The following is a 16,768-nucleotide window of genomic DNA, read 5'->3' on the forward strand; positions in this document are numbered from 1 at the left end:
AATATGAATATTAAAACTACACTAGCAACGCTATTGATAGCAGCATCTTTAGCGTCTTGCTCAAAAAGCACAAACGATACTGTAAATCCTGACAACTCTGGTGGATCTTCTAGCAACTCGGGCAAATACATTGTAACAATTACTCCGGCAGCTTCCACCGGTGTAGCAGACTACTTACTTACTTCCAGCAGTTTGGATACCGGTTCTATAACTACCGTTCGTAGCGGGGTAGAACAGGATGGCACATACCGTTACTATGTAACCAGCAATAATAAGTTTTTCAGTATGCTATATGGCCAGGGAAACCCGGGTGCAGTAACAGCTTACAATATTAAAGATGGTAAGCTAAACAAACTCACCAACTTCCAAACAGAAACAGTTCAGGCCTTTGCTCCTGTTGATGATGATTTATTATTGTTTAAAATTTCAAGAAGCCCTGCAAGTCCGCTGTCTACCTGGTATAAAGTTAATACGAATAATCTGCTAATTACCTCTGAAGGTACAACGAATACCTTACAGCTTGCAGGCAATGGCGAGTTAGCTCACTTTAGCTGGATAAAACAAGTAGGTAACAAGGTATATGCGCCTTATTTCTGTATTAAAGACAATACTTTTAAAACCGCCTATCCTGATAGTGCTTGGATTGCTGTTTTCAATTATGCTGATATGAAGCTGGAGAAGGTGATTAAAGATAACCGCACCAGTTTTATTGGTAAGTATTTTACAGATGGTTTAGCGGTTACCGAAAATAATGATGTTTATGGCTTCTCTGGGTCAGTAGCCACTGATGGAACTAAGCTTAGCTCAGCCAAACCATCAGCTATTGTCCGTATCAAAGCCGGCACAACAGAGTTTGATAAATCCTATTTGTTCAACTTTGAAGACGCAAGCGCTGGCATGAATATCACCAATTGGCTGTACCTAGGTAATAATACATTTATTGTTGCTGCTACTACTAAAGCAGAAAAAGGTGCTTACACTAACGGGCTAAATGTTGGCATTATTAACGTGGTAGATAAAACCTTCAAAAAAGTTAGTGGATTACCGGCTAATACTGAAATTAACAGCTTAACCACTAATAACTATACACCTAAAGATGGCAAGATTGGCTACATCGGCGTCAATCTGAAAGATGGTACAGGCTACATTTATAAAGTTGATGCTTCTACACAAACAGCTACCCGCGGTTTAAAAGTATCAGGTGGAACCATTACCGCTGTTCAGTACCTGAAATAATCATTTTGCAATAGAATAATTACATATAAAACCTAACACAATGAAACCCCAAACTACTGTATCAAAAAAATCAAAAGATTCATTATTGAGGCGGATTAATAATTGGCTGCACTTATGGCTGGGACTTGCTTCTGGTATCATTGTGTTTATTGTATGTATTACCGGGTGCATTTGGGTATTTAATGAAGAAATTACCGGCATACTAGAACCCGAATCAAAAATTACTTACCAGAAAAAGCCGGTATTGACACCATCGGCTCTGGTAAATATTGCAAAAGCTGAATACCCAAACTTTGTTCCTTTTTACGCCAATTACCAACAAGGAAGAGCTATTAACCTTACCTTGCGCAAAGCCGGAAAAGTTGTAGACCGCCGAGGTGGAGGCGTTTTACTAAAAATAAACCCGTACACCGGACAAATCATTTCAAAACAGATTAGTAAAAGAGGACAAACAGACTTTTTCCGGTTTATTTTAAACGGGCACAGAGCATTATGGCTACCATACAACATTGGTCGCCCCATTGTAAATTATGCCACGCTGGTTTTTGTAGTTCTGCTTATTACAGGATTAGTATGGTGGTACCCAAAAAAATGGAATAGAGCCACACGCGACAAAAGTTTTAAAATTAAATGGGGTGCTTCTTTCAAGCGGGTAAACTTGGATTTGCATAACGTATTAGGATTCTATTCCATGCTCTTTCTATTAGCCATTGCGTTTACAGGCATGGTTATCGGCTTAAGTTGGTTCAGTAATGGTTTGTATTGGGTAACTACCGGTGGGGAAAAGATGAAAGAGTTTAGACGTTCATCATCAGATAGCTTACAGCGCAATAAAGCATTAGAACCTAAGATAGCTATGGATATACTTTGGAACAAAGTATTGGCAGATAATCCACAATCAATGGGTTTTTACTACAACTTTCCTAATCCTGAAGATGCACAATCAGCTATTGACATCATGGTTTATCCTACAGCCGGCCAGTTTTACAACAATAAAAGCTATACTTTTGATCAGTACACGTTACAGCCCATGAAACGCAAAGACGCTTATGCCATATCTTACGATAAAGCTGGATTTGGTCAAAAATTGCGCAAAATGAATTATGATATTCATATTGGTACAGTACTTGGTTTTCCAGGAAAAATCATGGCCTTTTTAGCATCGTTAATTGGGGCCAGTTTACCCATAACCGGCTTCTTGGTATGGTGGGGCAAGCGCAACAAAAAACCTCGAAAATCGGCTCTTATTGAAGAGGCTAATATTAAAGAAAAAAAGTTATACTTAGTTAAACGTACCAACAGAAAGATACCTGTTATTGAAACGTAGTTAAGCTAAAAAGCTCACTGAAATTTATATCTTAACAATCAAAGAAGTCCTTAGCCATATCAAGTTAAAGACTTCTTTGATTATAGATAAAATTTATAATTGGCACCTTCTATTATTCACAATATTTGTACTCCTATAAAGTATCATGCGTTATAACATTGAACAAAATGCGGATTGCGACTGTTAAAATCTAAGTTGATTATTTTAAAAAATCAGCAACGCAAATTATGCATGATATTAAATCAAATAAATGGCCACTTATTGTAGGTGCTGGCTTAGGTGCTGTAGCCTTAACTGTAGGCTTATCTTCTTCTTGGGTAAGCATTCCCAAAGGAGCTACAGCAGTTCAACCATTTAATCTGCAAAAGTATTTGGGCAAGTGGTTTGAGATAGCTCGAATGCCGTTTAGGTTTGAGAAAAGTTTGCGAGATGTAACTGCCGTTTATACATTAAATTCAGATGATAGCATTCGTGTGGATAACAGGGGTTACGATGTTAAAGAACAAAAATGGAAGGAAAGCATCGGTAAAGCGAAGATTGTAAATGATCCGAATGAGGCAAGGCTCAAAGTTTCTTTCTTTGGACCTTTTTATGCAGGCTACAACGTGTTGGCTATAGATGCAGATTACAACTATGCATTAGTTGCTGGCCATAACCTGAGTTATTTATGGATCCTATCAAGGGTTACTTCTATACCAGAAAACGTCAAAACACAATACCTACAACTTGCAGAAAGTTTAGGCTATCAAACGGATAAGTTGATTTGGACAAAGCATAGTAGCACGGAGTAATACTATATAGTACAAACGCACTTACTTAAAGGTGTCTTATTTCCATTTATGCACTTTTCTTATACAAACGTATTTTTTAGTCTTTGATCAAAAAGAGTAGTGTTGCCAGCATCATTGGTTCATTTTAAGTGTTGGTCTGCATTGTTAAAAATCCATTAAAATGAGAGTAGTAACCTTAGAAGAACATGTATCCTTTCCCGAGATGATTAATTTGATACCCGATGGTATTTTAGGAAACAGGAGACCATCCAACGCTGCCCTGCAGATGATGCCCAAACTGGAAGACATCACTGGTGAACGTTTAGCCTCCATGAATGAATCTGGTATATCGATGCAGGTGCTCTCAGTAGAAAATACGGATGTAAATTTATTAGATAATAGCTCTGCTCCAGATTTCGCCTCAAAATATAATGACCTGCTAGCTGAAAAAATTAAAGATCATCCTGAAAGATTTGCAGCTTTTGCACATTTGCCGATGACTGCACCAGCAGCAGCTGCTGACGAGTTGGAACGTACAGTGAAGGACTACAACTTTCGAGGAGCTATGATTAAAGGACTCATCAACGGTGAATTCTTGGACGCACCCAAATTTGCTCCTGTTTTTGAAAGAGCTGAAAAGCTGGGTGTTCCGATTTATATTCATCCTGGAATTCCACCTCAAGCGGTTATGGATGCTTACTACAGTAACGTTGGGAGCAAAACTGGTCCATTTGAAGCCATTGCCTGCTGGGGATGGGGATGGCATTCCGAAACAGCAATTCATGTACTTCGGCTTTTGGCGGCTGGTACATTTGATAGATACCCAAAGCTGAAAATCATCATTGGCCACATGGGCGAAATGTTACCTATAATGTGGGTACGCTCGGAACGCGCTTTTAAACTAGGAGCAGGTGGAGAGAACCAGCGTACTTTGGCTGATACTTTCCGGCAGCAACTTCATATTACTACTAGCGGTTTTTTCACGCAACCACCACTACAGTTAGCGCTAGATACTATTGGGATTGACAATATCATGCTATCGGTAGATTATCCTTTCAGCAGTAACCAGATGGGTATTGAATTTTTGAATAATATACAGCTACCCGCTGACCAAGTGGCAAAGATTGCTCATGAAAATGCAGATAAATTATTAGGACTTTGATTTGACGCAACAAAAATGAATCCGCATTTAAACCCTTCAGGTTAAGCGAGCTAATACATTTGTGCAGATAAATTATTTGTCATTTAAATTTCAAACAAAGTTCAGCCAACATCTATCCTTTTAATTTTAACGTTAGTTATAATATGATAAGATTACTTCTATTTATATCGTTGTTTACACACTCAGCTCTTAAACCGGCTAAAACAGACACTGCTACTTTTGCTACAGGTTGTTTCTGGTGTACAGAAGCCAAATTTCAGCAGTTGCGTGGTGTGAAAAAGGTTGTATCTGGTTTTAGCGGTGGTCATGTTGCTAATCCTACGTATAAGCAGGTTTGTACTGGTACAACAGGCCATGCTGAAACTTGTAATATTGTGTATGACCCTGCTGTTATCAGCTATGATGAATTACTAGAAGCCTTTTTCGTAGCACATGACCCTACACAGCTTAACCGTCAAGGTAATGATGTAGGCACGCAATACCGCTCAGCTATTTTCTACCATGGCGCTCAGCAAAAACAAAAAGCTGAGTATTATATTACTAAACTAAATGCAGCTAATGCTTATAAGAGCAAAATTGTAACACAAGTTGTACCATTCACCGTGTTTTACAAGGCTGAAGATTATCATCAAAACTATTTCAACCAGAACGGCAGCCAGCCTTATTGTAAATACGTGATACAACCAGAACTAGATAAGTTTAAGGCAGTATTCAAAAACAAACTTAAGTAATGAAATTTAACATCCTCATAGCATTTCTTTTGCTGCTAAATACAAACTTATGGGCTCAAAACTTAAAAAGTAGTCAGGGCCATGAGCAAAATCCATATTATTCTAATACTGATATTCGTCCGTTAAAGGTGAGTAATGCCGAATGGAAAAAGATACTTCCGGCCAAGCTTTACAAAGTAGCCCGGGAAAGTGACACAGAGCAGGCTTTTACCGGCAAGTACTGGAATAGCAGCGCTAAGGGTACTTATTATTGTGCTGTTTGTGGTAATAAGCTATTTCGTTCGAATGCTAAATTTGCGAGCGATTGTGGTTGGCCAAGTTTCTTTGAGCCTGTGCGTAAGAATAGTGTGGTTTATTTAACAGATAACTCTTATGGTATGCACCGCGTGGAGGTACGTTGCGCTCGTTGCGAATCACATTTAGGGCACATTTTTGATGATGGCCCACCACCTACCCACAAGCGTTTTTGCATGAATTCTGTTTCACTAGATTTCCAGCCTGATCAAGGCCTTTAAGTTGGAACTAATTAGTAAAAGTTATTTCCCCTCCTTTTAGTTATTATATAAGTAATATCTAAAAAGCAATGATGTGTAGATCATTTGTGCGCATGTTTACCTACAAGCCGATATTGGGATCTGCTGTTAAGGTTACCTACATCTTGTTGCTCTCTGCAGAGAAGTTTACTAGATCAGCCTAAAATATTTTAGCGCTTTGTACACCCTAAAATTCATCAGCTAAAAGAACGACTACCCGGAAAAGATTAGCATCTTGTATTTAACAATTTATTTACTATTCTCAAAATGCAGGAAAGCGAGCGTAGGATGGCGGGCAAGAATATAAAAAGTAATATTTAGCTACTTTGTACTTTCTCGTTGCAATGATTGCAAATCCCGGTGATGGCTAAGGTTAAAGAACCAGCTTTAAAACCGCTAGGTAATTGTATAGGTGGCAAATGGAAATTGTTCATACAATAAACCTGATGACAATTAGTGCAGTTGAAATGAAAATGCTCATCATGGTGCTCGTGTTCTGTACAGGAAGAAGAACATATTGCGTAGTTAGCTGTCCCGTTTAGGTCCATTACTTTATGCAATATTCCTTTTTCTTCAAAGGTTTTTAGTATTCGGTACAACGTAACCCTGTCTACTTCATCGCCCATCATTTTCTCTAAAACAGGTTGAGAAATGGCTGCATCCCGCTCAGCAATAATTTGAAGCACGCTCAGTCGGGGTTGGGTAACCTTTAAATGGTTCTTGCGTAACAAGTTTTCAAAATCGGTTTCCATATCAACACAAATTTAACAATAAGTTGCTCTAGCTAAAACTCCATTAGTAGTTAGCTTGTCAAACTTTTATCTAATTTATTACATGCACTTACAGAACACAGCCTGTTTCAGGTAACGTTAAGGCAAGTGCAACGGTACGCCTAATAAACTGCTATTGTTGTACATTTGTAGGTTACCCACTCTCAAATTCAACATCTATAAAGTACCACTAAGCTATCAAACAGAGCTTTAACATCCGTTCAAACCCTGCTGGTTTTAGCTGTTTACCAATAAATACTATTCGGCTTTGTTTGAGTTCATCATCCTGCCACTCCTCACCATATTCAACTACCAGATTGGCATTTACAGATTGTACAATAATTTTTCTAGAATGAGCTTCTACATATATAATACCTTTTACCCGATATACATCTTTTGCTTGAAAAATGAGAAACGCGGTGAGCTGATGCTGCAGTAGGGATATACTAAATGGTTCTGTAAACGTAAAGCTTAATGATACCAGATCATCATGCTGATGGTGTTTAACTGGCACAGGTGCAAGGCTAAACTTAGGCCGCTTCTTTACTATAGCATGTCGTTCAATAGCGAATAATTCTGCAAAAGGATATTGTGTTTTGTTTCCAGAAAGCATTTGTGCAAACGGATTGATTTCGTCCAGTAGGTTTTCTAGGTAAGGTAAGTAATTATCTTCAATAAGATCTGTTTTTGTAATCAGCAAAATATCGCTAAAACTGATTTGTTTACGCGCTTCAACAGTATTCTTGAGCTGTTCTTCAATATGTCGTGCATCTATTAAGCAAACCACACGCTTAAGCTGGTAATAACAAGATATAGATTGAGAGGTAAGGAAAGGTGAAGCTACTGATGCAGGATCAGCAATGCCAGTTGTTTCAATTACCAGTTCATCAAACTCATTCCTTCGGCCCCAAAGTTCTTCCAATAACACGTAAAAATCTTGATTAAGGCTACAGCACAAGCAACCATTACTCAATTCATAAATGTCGTTATCTGCACCGATAATCAATTCACCATCTATAGGTTCTTCGCCAAATTCATTTTCAATAATAGCCAGTCGCTGATTGTGCTGGTATTGAATAAGCGCATTCAAAAAGGTAGTTTTACCCGCACCCAGAAAACCGGTAATTAACATCACCGGTTTAGCTAAAAGCTTACTCATCAGCTTACTTGCAAACTGGCCTGTTCAAACCATTGCACCACCTGCTGATGATATTCTATACCATATAAGCTGATAAAATCTTGAGTATAGCTGTCACTTTCATTTAATAATGCTTGTATGCGTTGTTTAAAAAACTCTGCACTGGGTTCAATTTTACAATCAACAGTTATACAACGATACCATTCCTGATAGTTCTGAGGTAAATACATAGGCAATTTCTTGATGCAAATATAATTAAATTCCATAATTGCAACTTAATTGCATTTAACAAAACTTTCACATTGGTCTGAATTCTCCCCTTATCCATGTGTCAAAGAATTTTGCATCAGCTCACTTACTTATTGTAATATCATACTTTTGTTCATGTAGCTCGCAATTAGTAGAAAATGGGTATAAGATGAATGCACAAGTTAAAAACATGCGGAATATTGATGACCTGATCCTTCATCATTTACGGATAGTCCGTTTCAATTACTACCCCCTTTGAGAAATTATGGTAATAAAACTGCATGTTCCAAACTAACCGGTACATATTTTACAGCATTGGTATTTTCAAGTGTAAGTTTTCCTGTCACCTTGATTGATTTAAAAGTTAATTGGATAGGTGCAGACATGTTTACCAATATCATTATAGGCACACCATTCTTACCACAAAAGTAACACTGGTTAACGGGGAGGGTTGCCAGCAAAAAACAATTCTGATTACGTCCGCTTTGTACTGGTATCATATAGCCCTGCAGTTCAAAAGGTTTATTTTCAAACCGCTTTACAGTTTCACTATATACCGGATAAACTTCGGTACTACTTACTTGGTTAAATTTTATAAGTCCAATTATGCCCCAGTTAAAAGAGTCAATCTGATCACTGGCTAGATGAGGCCGTTGTGCATAGACAGTATTTGTACAAAACAAATACAATCCAGCTACAAGGCAAATCAACACCGCCAAGAGCCTGAAGGCTTTACAAAAAGAATGAACTAAAATGTACCTCATTATTGTAATTGAGCCAGGGTTTGAGAAATTGGTGTTCGGTAAGCCTGTATAGCAGGAATAAGTACCGCTAAAAAGCCCACGCCTAAAGCAGCTAAAACAAGATAAACTTCATTATAAATAAATGAGGTGCTATCAAGAGTAGGTTGATCTGCCTGCTGGTGAAATCCAATCCATATCAAAATAACATGGCCTGCTATTAACCCGAATAATGAACCACAAAACGTGAGTAGCAATGCTTTTAATACCATTAAGCTGAACAAAGTGCTTGGTAATGCCCCAATACTGCGGAGTATAGCCAATTCATATCGCTGCTCTTTCAAAGAATTGTACAAGCTGATGAAAACGCTAATTCCAGATATGAGCATAATCAGGTAAGCTAAATTTTGTAATGTTTTTATACCTATGCCTATTAAGCTAAACAGCCGCGCACTTTCCATTGCGGGCGAGGCTGCTTGTAGATTAGTAACTTGATTAACCATACGCGGAAACATAGCTACCGACATAGGTGACCAGTATTGAATTAAGATGGAAGTAATTTCTTTGCTATTGCCACTCCTATCGTGCATTTCGCTTTGTGTTATCAAATGTTCATCTTCATGCTCATGCATACGCCATACACTAGCAACGCTTGTTAGTACCAAATTATCTGTTACATTATGTTGTGGCCTTAATATGCCGGTTACGACATAGGCATGTGCCTTATGCACATCACTCTGTGAGGTTAACCCGTGTGCGCCAAAAAAATGGCTACCCAGGTGTAAATGCTCCTCCCGAGCTACGTTGCAGCCTACGGTTACTTCAAAATCCCGCTTCCAGTAACAGCCACTTTGCAGTGTTAAATTATAAAGTTGAATAAACGAAGTATTAGTGCCTGCGATACGGTAACCATTATAATTGTCGCCCAAAGCTAAAGGTACCGCCAGTTTCACCATAGGGTTGTGCATCAACTGTTGTGCATCTTTGAGTGGTATATTTCCTGTCGGGAAATCAACATAAAATATACTGCTTAATACAAGCTGCAATGGACTACCTTTTGCTCCTACAACCAAATCAATATTTTTAGTATTGGCTTCCAATTGATCATTAAGTTGTCGATCGGACAGCATCAGTATAGTTAAGATACCTATGCCAAAAGCAATTAGCAGTAAATTAAGCAAGGTAGTTAATGCTGTTGCTTTTAAATCCAGATAGCTTAATTTTAAGAGATTCATTCAGGAAAGTATATATTGTAAGGATAGCCGGCTTTTCACCCGCTGATCATGCGTGGCTATAATAAGGGTCATGTTTGTAGTGGATGATTGCTCCAGCAACAATTCCAGTACCGAATAAGCATTACCATCATCAAGGCTTGAAGTTGGTTCATCCGCTATCAATATGGTGGGCTGGTTAATTATTGCTCTGGCAATTGCAGCCCGCTGTAGCTGCCCCTGGCTCAACTGATGCGGCTTTTTATGTCTTTCCTGATAAATATGTAGTGAAGAAAGCACTTGGTTTACCAATGACTTGCTTTGTGCTTTTCCACCTACATATTGCGCTAGCAACATATTTTCAGCTACAGTTAAACTTTTCAGCAAGTGAGGCTGCTGAAAAACAATGCCCACATGCTGGCCACGTAAACGATCTAACTGGCCTGGCGGTAATTGATACAAGGATTGTTGATGTAGAATAACTTCGCCATTATGAGGCTTGAGCAACCCTGCCATAATATGCATTAACGTAGTTTTACCGCTACCCGACTTTCCCAGCATAAGCCACTGTTCGCCTTGTGCAATCTGCCAATTGGCAAAATGCAGCGGGGATTGTCCTCTATATTGGTGCCATATACCATTCAGCTGCAAGGCTATTTGTTTATTTAACATAAACCTTAGTACTTAAATGTGCATGTATATACTGCTGGTAAACAACCTGTGGGCTGGATGAAGAATGTTTGCAGGCAGGGCTTAACATAGAAGTTAGTATAATGAAGCACCACCTTAGTTTTTTATGGTTAGGCATAGCAGAACTATATTTATTTTATCCAATCAACTTACTTGAGATACTGTTGCTACATTAAGCATTAGGACATTGATTGCTAGCACAGCATGTAGAACTTTCAACTTCTTTATGAATTAGCCTCCAATTATAAAAATGTGCAGTTGCTACCAGCAATCCTCCGGCAGTCATAAACATCCATTCATACGCTTCAGTAATGCATAGTTTTCCAATAGTAATAATTGTAAAACCGGCTACCAGAATCAACAATGGCATAACCACACGATTCTTGATATAGCTACTGATTAAAGAGGTGCAGCCAACAATTAATGAACTTCCAATAATACCTATCTCCCAGTACTCGCTTGCTAAGAAGCCTAATCCAAGTAGTGGAAGTACAGTTAATATTAATGGCAGCATTGCGCAATGAATTGCACATAATAAAGACAAACTTATACCAATATGGTCGAGTCGGCGGTAAATACCTTGCGTTATCATTTTACAAAAATAACAAACAAAGGCAACATAGTTGCATTAATATGTTTTTAATCTACTTTTGTAAAAAAGTGTACATGAAAGACAATAGACTACCGGTAACCGTACTCAGCGGCTTTTTAGGCGCTGGTAAAACCACATTACTCAACCATATTTTACACAATAAAGAATATTTACGCGTAGCCGTAATTGTAAATGACATGAGTGAGGTAAACATTGATGCCAAGTTAGTTGCGGGCGAAAACACTTTATCCAGAACAGAAGAGAAGCTGATTGAGATGAGCAACGGTTGTATTTGCTGCACCTTACGCGAAGATTTAATGATGGAAGTAGAACGCTTGGCACAGGAAAAACGCTTTGATTATCTGCTAATTGAAAGTACCGGAATATCTGAGCCTATACCTGTGGCGCAAACGTTTACCTATGCCGATGATAACCAGAACATAGATTTGAGCCGCTTCAGCCGTTTGGATACCATGGTAACAGTAATTGATTGCTTTAACTTTTTTAATGATTACGTGAGCAGTGATAAATTGCAGGACCGCCAATTAACAGAAAATGTAGCTGATGAGCGAACCATCGTTAACCTGCTTACAGATCAGATTGAATTTGCCAATGTAATTGTGCTGAATAAAACCGACCTTATTATGCCGCATAATCTGGAGCTGCTCAAAGCGTTTATTAAAAAATTAAACCCGGAAGCTGAGCTAATGGAGAGTCAATTTGGAAAAGTACAGCTTGAAAAGCTATTAAATACTAACAGTTTTGACTTTGAAAAGGCGTCACAATCTGCCGGCTGGATTAAGGAACTGGAAGGGCATCATACACCTGAAACAGAAGAATATGGCATTAGCTCAGTAGTATTTCGTTCACAAAAGCCGTTTCACCCTGAGCGCTTTTGGATTTACTTAAATGAAGATTATCCACATAACATTATCAGAGCTAAAGGCATGTTCTGGCTGGCTTCAAGGCGTCATGAGGCGCTTACTTTCTCTCAGGCTGGTGGTTCGCTCAAAGTTGATCATGCTGGTACCTGGTGGGCATCTATGCCTTACAAAGAACGTATCCAATATGCGGATTTTATAAACAACCAGCATGAAATTGAAGCACGTTGGTCTGTTAACTTTGGCGACCGCATGAACGAACTTGTTTTTATTGGGCAAAACATGGATAAAGACCATGTAATTTCCGAATTACAAGCTTGCTTAATTAGCAATGCAGAAATGGAAGCCTATAAAAGCCAACAATTTTTTACAGATCCTTTCACAAAAGTTTTATAGACTTGCTTTCGTGTTGGCCTCATCCTTGGTTATGCTCTAAAATACATTACTTTAATCATCAAGAAAAACGAGTGTAGCGTTAGTAATAGCGCTACCATTATCCTACAAGGAAGCGTCTATTAAGAAATGCGTAGTGTTGGCTGTAAAATGCCTTAATTAAGCCGGCAAAGCATAATACTTTTCTTACCTTAATACTATTACCATGTAGATTATTCGGCAGGTAGTCTGTATGATGCCATAATTAGGGATTATAAACTTAGAAAATGAGTGTAAAATATTGGTTATTAATAAAGATGGCAAGATTGTTCAATACAGTGCAGCTGTATTCAATAGACAAAGTAACTGGACTTATCTAGATGGTACCACTGCGCTAATGAGCAATGACGAGCAACCCACCCACACCTAGTAAATAAATGATTAGAACTAATAAGGAATCAGCACCCATGTTCAAGAACAGCTTTCGCGGTCTGAATATCATACCGCAGATATAAATAACAGTTAACAGAATGGCCAAGCTCGTTAAATAAATATCTGTATTCTGAGCCTGTGGTAAAGGTGCTTTTCCTGACAGTAGAGCAGCTATCAAAAATAATACTGGCAAAAACGCATTTCCACCAAAAATATCGCTCATAGCCATTTTGTAATCGCCCATCTTCACAGAAGTTAAGCCAGTGGATATTTCAGGCAGAGAGGTAGCCAGCGCAAGTACTGTTGCTCCAAACACCACGCCACCCATGTGAATCTCTTTAGCAATAGCATCGCCGCTTTCTTCTAAGGCCACCCCAGCCACTAAGGTAACGAGTGCACACAATAAAAATAGCATAGTTACTTTGCCAGTACTTTTGGCTTTAGCCTGCTGATCCTTTTTATCCTTAGCATGGCCTTTGGCTTCCTTTTGGCTGTCGGGTGCTTGCCCCTGTTCTTTCCAAGGCAGATCTTTATTTGCTTTATTGACTAACCATAAGCTTACCATCCAGATGATGACAATCAGCAAGCTGGCCGGTGGTATGTGAAAGTAGATTAAAGATGCAGGTAACTGGTGCCCGAGCACTACCACAGCTAAAATAGTAACTACGGATAGCGCCTCCAGAATTAAGGGTATGGAGGCAGCTTTAAAGCTGAGTGTACCAGATTTGCCCAAACCAAATGCATCCAATATGACCAGCACAACGGTTTGGATGGCAATGCCACCTAAAATGTTACCGATAGCAATTCCTAAGTCACCCTTTAGAGCGGCACTTACTGTAATCGCTATTTCTGGCAAATTGGTGACCACAGCAAGAATGATTGCTCCGCCTAATGCCTCTCCCAAACCTAATCTGGACGATAGAATATCAGTTGTATCAGATAGCTTGATGCCAGCTAACCAGATAGCAACTGCAGCTACGATAAAGATCGCTAAAAGTACTGGCAAAGAAAGTGCGGATAAATCCATCAAATATTTATTTATGGTTAACTAACATGAAAGCACTTGAAAGGTTAAATTAAACTTGCATTTCTCTGAACAGAAAGAAGCTCAGGCTGGTACAAATGCTCACTATGTCTACCAACCTGAGTATTTTATACCAGCTCTGCACAATGATAGTAAAGCGCATACCCGCTTTTAACAACAATCTTAGTAAAAAAGTCCCATTAACAACAAATGAAACATTGTTGCAATTATATATATTTACTGTTTGGATTTATATTATATGAAGCACCAAAATCATTATAGGCTTGTTTTAGCAACAGTTATTAGTTTAGCTTTACCGAACTTATTAAAGGCCCAGCTACTCCATTCAAAATAATTCACCACAGACAGCCTAGCCAACAATCATCAAAGTTCCCTGCAAGATGCCAGCCGGATTGGATGAACATCAGGCTCAAAAGCGCCGGAGTTTCAGGAACTTTATGATTACGAAACCAGTAATGAAAACCTTATTAGCGCTACCTTTCCTTACCAAAGCTTTTTGCATAAAGCTTATGTCATTATGCTTGCTGAGCAAAACATTATCAGTCATCAAGAAGCCGGTACCATCCTGCAAGAGTTGAAAAAAGTTGACCAGCTAGCCTACGCAGATCCGTCATTACAGGTTTATCTTCCTTATGAAGCAGCACTTATTAAAGAAATAGGAAGCGTTGGCGGCAAGATGCACACTGGTCGCAGCCGCAATGATATGGATAATACTACCAACCGCATGTATCTGCGTAACCAACTGCTTAAAATCATCGAATCGATTATTCAACTGCGTAACGTAATTCAAGAAAAAGCGCCGGAAAACCTGCAAACCGTTATGGTAGTTTACACCCACCGTAAAGAAGCACAGCCCGTCACACTGGCGCATTACCTCATGGCTATTGATGAAAGCTTGACCAAAAGCTTAGGTCGGTACATTGAACTTTATGCCCGGATAGATCAATGCCCTTTAGGCGCTGGTGCAAGCGGAGGTACTAGCTGGCCCTTAAACAGGCAAAGAGTAGCTCAGCTCTTGGGCTTTAACGGACTTGTGGCAAACACTATTAAAGGAACTGCCGTGTGGGACCATATTGCAAAGTTTGCTTCCGACAACGCAATTTACATGAGTGACCTTAGCCGACTAGCATCAGAAATTCAGCTTTGGAGTACGGATGAGTACAATTCGGTAGAACTGGATAATTCTTTTGCAGGAATTAGCAGTATGATGCCACAGAAAAAGAACCCGGATGCACTAGAAAGAACCAGAAAAGCGGCTGCTATCACAACCGGGCAGTTGATGGCCGTATTAACTTCATTAAACAGCATTGAGTACCAGCATAGCGGTGTGAGAGTAATGCTTGAGCCAAAATCATTAGATACTGTATTGGCGGCAACGCATGCCATGAGGGGTGGTTAGAACATTACATGTGAACAAGTAAATAATGTCGAAATATGCCCAGGAAAACTTTTCTACAATGACTGATTTGGCTGATTTACTGGTACAACAAGCGGGTTTGGACTTTCGTGATGCGCATGAACTGATTGCAGATGTGGTTAATCGTGCATTGGCGCAAAAGAAAACCGCAAATCAAATTATAGTAAACATGATTCAGGATGCTGCCCGCAAACGATTGGGGCACACGCTACCTATTTTAAACAAACAATTACAAGTGGCATTAGATCCTGCTCAAAGTGTTGAACGAAAAACGGGTATAGGTATGCCTGCTACCTCTTCTGTAAAACAAATGCTTGCCAGTAGTCAGGCCGACATTGCTGATAAAACTAACTGGTTGAAAAAGCAAGAAGAACACTTAAAACTAACTTATACACTGTTAACACAAACCATTAACAACTATAAGTAGCATACTAGAATATTGCTTTGCTGTTAGTTGAAACTTATGTTTTTAAAGCTTATTTTAATCAATCTAAGCTCAAGGTATCAAGAATATATCCGCTCATCTGCCTATAATATGTACTTTATTCTAAGACTAATGATGAGTTAGTAACCACAGTTACTAACTCATCATTAGTCTTAATAGTTCTTATGGGTTTCTAGTTTTACCAAGGACAGCTTTCCGGTTCCGGAAAATACTCTTCGCTAATATATTTTCCGGTGGGACCATCTTGGCCAATCAGCGCATATTTAGCAATACGGGCGCCTGCTTCCTGCACGGTACTAGTACCTTGATGGCCAGTAAAATCAGTTTTGGTATACCCCGGACAAACCATGTTCACTTTAAACGCGGTGTCACGTAGTGTGTAGGCCAAATTAACCGTGTACATGTTCAACGCTGATTTACTTGATTGATATACCGCCAGCTTATTGTGATACATGCTGCTGGAAGGGTCTGCTGAAAGGGACAGAGAGGCCATTGCTGTACTGACATTGACAATGCGAGGCTCGGAAGCTTTTTTGAGCAACTCTATAAATGCCTGTGTAACGCGAACAACGCCGAACACGTTGGTTTCATAAACAGTTCTGAACTGATCGATAGTGGCATCAAGTGCCGATTGCGGAAACCCACCCGAAACACCTGCGTTATTAATCAGTACATCCAAGATGTCCGTTTTTCCACCGATTGTTGCGGCGGCGGCATTTACCGATTCCTGGTCGGTGACATCCAGCTGAATGGCTTCAACGTTGCTGATCCCATCAGCTTTAAGCTTTTCTACTGCGGCAGATCCGCTTTCCAAATTGCGGCTGCCTAGATAAACTGGGTATTCTGCTGAAAATGACCAGGTGTTCTGTCTTAAAGAGGTCAGGCGTTCCGGCGTAAACTGACCACCCCATTCCGGGGCAAACTGACCAGGGATTCCGGGCGAAACTGACCACCCCTGGAATGCAGCTGATGCGGTAGCAGCCGTCATCTTTGTAGGGTTACAAAACTCTCAAAGTATGGCTAACAC

Annotated in this window: 18 protein-coding genes; 9 read left to right on the top strand and 9 right to left on the bottom strand. The window is 39.4% G+C overall.

Annotated elements, in window-relative coordinates:
* Positions 1–3 precede the first annotated feature (3 nt).
* The 6 genes from HH214_RS05960 (at position 4) to msrB (ending at position 5,741) form a co-directional block, all read left to right on the top strand.
* Complete coding sequence (locus HH214_RS05960) at positions 4–1,236, top strand: DUF4374 domain-containing protein (RefSeq protein WP_169606462.1); 1,233 nt, start codon at positions 4–6, stop codon at positions 1,234–1,236.
* 40 nt (positions 1,237–1,276) lie between these two features.
* Positions 1,277–2,563, top strand: a complete 1,287-nt coding sequence (locus HH214_RS05965; protein ID WP_169606463.1) for a PepSY-associated TM helix domain-containing protein — start codon at positions 1,277–1,279, stop codon at positions 2,561–2,563.
* Positions 2,564–2,790: 227 nt separating this feature from the next.
* A complete protein-coding gene (locus HH214_RS05970) occupies positions 2,791–3,354 on the top strand; it encodes a lipocalin family protein (RefSeq protein WP_169606464.1) in 564 nt (187 codons plus the stop codon).
* Positions 3,355–3,514: 160 nt separating this feature from the next.
* Positions 3,515–4,495, top strand: coding sequence for an amidohydrolase family protein (locus HH214_RS05975; protein ID WP_169606465.1), 981 nt, complete (start codon positions 3,515–3,517; stop codon positions 4,493–4,495).
* Between the two features lie 143 nt (positions 4,496–4,638).
* Positions 4,639–5,226 carry a peptide-methionine (S)-S-oxide reductase MsrA gene (gene msrA / locus HH214_RS05980; protein ID WP_169606466.1) on the top strand — a complete coding sequence of 196 codons (588 nt, stop codon included), beginning with the start codon at positions 4,639–4,641 and terminating at the stop codon, positions 5,224–5,226.
* Complete coding sequence (gene msrB / locus HH214_RS05985; protein ID WP_169606467.1) at positions 5,226–5,741, top strand: peptide-methionine (R)-S-oxide reductase MsrB; 516 nt, start codon at positions 5,226–5,228, stop codon at positions 5,739–5,741. Before msrA ends, msrB begins: the two co-directional genes overlap by 1 nt.
* 335 nt (positions 5,742–6,076) lie before the next feature.
* Here the strand turns inward: msrB and HH214_RS05990 are convergent, their stop codons facing one another.
* The 7 genes from HH214_RS05990 to HH214_RS06020 all read right to left on the bottom strand — a co-directional run bounded on the left by HH214_RS05990 (position 6,077) and on the right by HH214_RS06020 (position 11,149).
* The gene (locus HH214_RS05990) at positions 6,077–6,511 is read right to left on the bottom strand and encodes a Fur family transcriptional regulator (RefSeq protein ID WP_169606468.1); all 435 of its coding nucleotides are present in this window, start codon (positions 6,509–6,511) and stop codon (positions 6,077–6,079) included.
* Between the two features lie 208 nt (positions 6,512–6,719).
* Positions 6,720–7,688 (bottom strand): CobW family GTP-binding protein, encoded by a 969-nt coding sequence (locus tag HH214_RS05995; RefSeq protein ID WP_169606469.1) that lies wholly within the window; start codon positions 7,686–7,688, stop codon positions 6,720–6,722.
* Complete coding sequence (locus HH214_RS06000) at positions 7,688–7,933, bottom strand: hypothetical protein (protein ID WP_169606470.1); 246 nt, start codon at positions 7,931–7,933, stop codon at positions 7,688–7,690. Before HH214_RS06000 ends, HH214_RS05995 begins: the two co-directional genes overlap by 1 nt.
* 246 nt (positions 7,934–8,179) lie before the next feature.
* Positions 8,180–8,680 carry a hypothetical protein gene (locus HH214_RS06005; protein ID WP_248282218.1) on the bottom strand — a complete coding sequence of 167 codons (501 nt, stop codon included), beginning with the start codon at positions 8,678–8,680 and terminating at the stop codon, positions 8,180–8,182.
* Positions 8,680–9,891, bottom strand: coding sequence for an ABC transporter permease (locus HH214_RS06010; protein ID WP_169606471.1), 1,212 nt, complete (start codon positions 9,889–9,891; stop codon positions 8,680–8,682). Before HH214_RS06010 ends, HH214_RS06005 begins: the two co-directional genes overlap by 1 nt.
* Positions 9,892–10,539, bottom strand: coding sequence for an ABC transporter ATP-binding protein (locus HH214_RS06015; RefSeq protein WP_169606472.1), 648 nt, complete (start codon positions 10,537–10,539; stop codon positions 9,892–9,894).
* A gap of 190 nt (positions 10,540–10,729) precedes the next feature.
* Complete coding sequence (locus tag HH214_RS06020) at positions 10,730–11,149, bottom strand: MerC domain-containing protein (RefSeq protein WP_256367686.1); 420 nt, start codon at positions 11,147–11,149, stop codon at positions 10,730–10,732.
* A 74-nt stretch (positions 11,150–11,223) separates the two neighbouring features.
* Here HH214_RS06020 and HH214_RS06025 point away from each other — a divergent pair, with 74 nt between their 5' ends.
* Positions 11,224–12,426, top strand: a complete 1,203-nt coding sequence (locus tag HH214_RS06025) for a GTP-binding protein (protein ID WP_169606473.1) — start codon at positions 11,224–11,226, stop codon at positions 12,424–12,426.
* Between the two features lie 370 nt (positions 12,427–12,796).
* On the opposite strand, the gene HH214_RS06030 is transcribed toward HH214_RS06025, so the two are convergent.
* Positions 12,797–13,861 (bottom strand): sodium:calcium antiporter, encoded by a 1,065-nt coding sequence (locus tag HH214_RS06030; protein WP_169606474.1) that lies wholly within the window; start codon positions 13,859–13,861, stop codon positions 12,797–12,799.
* A gap of 535 nt (positions 13,862–14,396) precedes the next feature.
* On the opposite strand from HH214_RS06030, the gene HH214_RS06040 reads away from it, so the two are divergent.
* Positions 14,397–15,278, top strand: coding sequence for a lyase family protein (locus tag HH214_RS06040; RefSeq protein WP_169606476.1), 882 nt, complete (start codon positions 14,397–14,399; stop codon positions 15,276–15,278).
* A gap of 25 nt (positions 15,279–15,303) precedes the next feature.
* The gene (locus HH214_RS06045; RefSeq protein WP_169606477.1) at positions 15,304–15,723 is read left to right on the top strand and encodes a lyase family protein; all 420 of its coding nucleotides are present in this window, start codon (positions 15,304–15,306) and stop codon (positions 15,721–15,723) included.
* A 196-nt stretch (positions 15,724–15,919) separates the two neighbouring features.
* Here the strand turns inward: HH214_RS06045 and HH214_RS06050 are convergent, their stop codons facing one another.
* A complete protein-coding gene (locus HH214_RS06050; protein WP_169606478.1) occupies positions 15,920–16,729 on the bottom strand; it encodes an SDR family NAD(P)-dependent oxidoreductase in 810 nt (269 codons plus the stop codon).
* Between the last annotated feature and the right edge of the window lie 39 nt (positions 16,730–16,768).

This window comes from Mucilaginibacter robiniae (assembly GCF_012849215.1).
Classification (GTDB): domain Bacteria; phylum Bacteroidota; class Bacteroidia; order Sphingobacteriales; family Sphingobacteriaceae; genus Mucilaginibacter; species Mucilaginibacter robiniae.

Coding starts and splice junctions, on each gene's coding strand:
- HH214_RS06010 (WP_169606471.1), bottom strand. CDS start 9,891: ATGAATCTCTTAAAATTAAGCTATCTGGATTTAAAAGCAACAGCATTA.
- HH214_RS06045 (WP_169606477.1), top strand. CDS start 15,304: ATGTCGAAATATGCCCAGGAAAACTTTTCTACAATGACTGATTTGGCT.
- HH214_RS05960 (WP_169606462.1), top strand. CDS start 4: ATGAATATTAAAACTACACTAGCAACGCTATTGATAGCAGCATCTTTA.
- HH214_RS06000 (WP_169606470.1), bottom strand. CDS start 7,933: ATGGAATTTAATTATATTTGCATCAAGAAATTGCCTATGTATTTACCT.
- HH214_RS06020 (WP_256367686.1), bottom strand. CDS start 11,149: ATGATAACGCAAGGTATTTACCGCCGACTCGACCATATTGGTATAAGT.
- HH214_RS06025 (WP_169606473.1), top strand. CDS start 11,224: ATGAAAGACAATAGACTACCGGTAACCGTACTCAGCGGCTTTTTAGGC.
- HH214_RS06015 (WP_169606472.1), bottom strand. CDS start 10,539: ATGTTAAATAAACAAATAGCCTTGCAGCTGAATGGTATATGGCACCAA.
- HH214_RS05990 (WP_169606468.1), bottom strand. CDS start 6,511: ATGGAAACCGATTTTGAAAACTTGTTACGCAAGAACCATTTAAAGGTT.
- HH214_RS06040 (WP_169606476.1), top strand. CDS start 14,397: ATGCTTGCTGAGCAAAACATTATCAGTCATCAAGAAGCCGGTACCATC.
- HH214_RS06050 (WP_169606478.1), bottom strand. CDS start 16,729: ATGACGGCTGCTACCGCATCAGCTGCATTCCAGGGGTGGTCAGTTTCG.
- HH214_RS05965 (WP_169606463.1), top strand. CDS start 1,277: ATGAAACCCCAAACTACTGTATCAAAAAAATCAAAAGATTCATTATTG.
- HH214_RS05975 (WP_169606465.1), top strand. CDS start 3,515: ATGAGAGTAGTAACCTTAGAAGAACATGTATCCTTTCCCGAGATGATT.
- msrA (WP_169606466.1), top strand. CDS start 4,639: ATGATAAGATTACTTCTATTTATATCGTTGTTTACACACTCAGCTCTT.
- HH214_RS05995 (WP_169606469.1), bottom strand. CDS start 7,688: ATGAGTAAGCTTTTAGCTAAACCGGTGATGTTAATTACCGGTTTTCTG.
- HH214_RS06030 (WP_169606474.1), bottom strand. CDS start 13,861: ATGGATTTATCCGCACTTTCTTTGCCAGTACTTTTAGCGATCTTTATC.
- msrB (WP_169606467.1), top strand. CDS start 5,226: ATGAAATTTAACATCCTCATAGCATTTCTTTTGCTGCTAAATACAAAC.
- HH214_RS05970 (WP_169606464.1), top strand. CDS start 2,791: ATGCATGATATTAAATCAAATAAATGGCCACTTATTGTAGGTGCTGGC.
- HH214_RS06005 (WP_248282218.1), bottom strand. CDS start 8,680: ATGAGGTACATTTTAGTTCATTCTTTTTGTAAAGCCTTCAGGCTCTTG.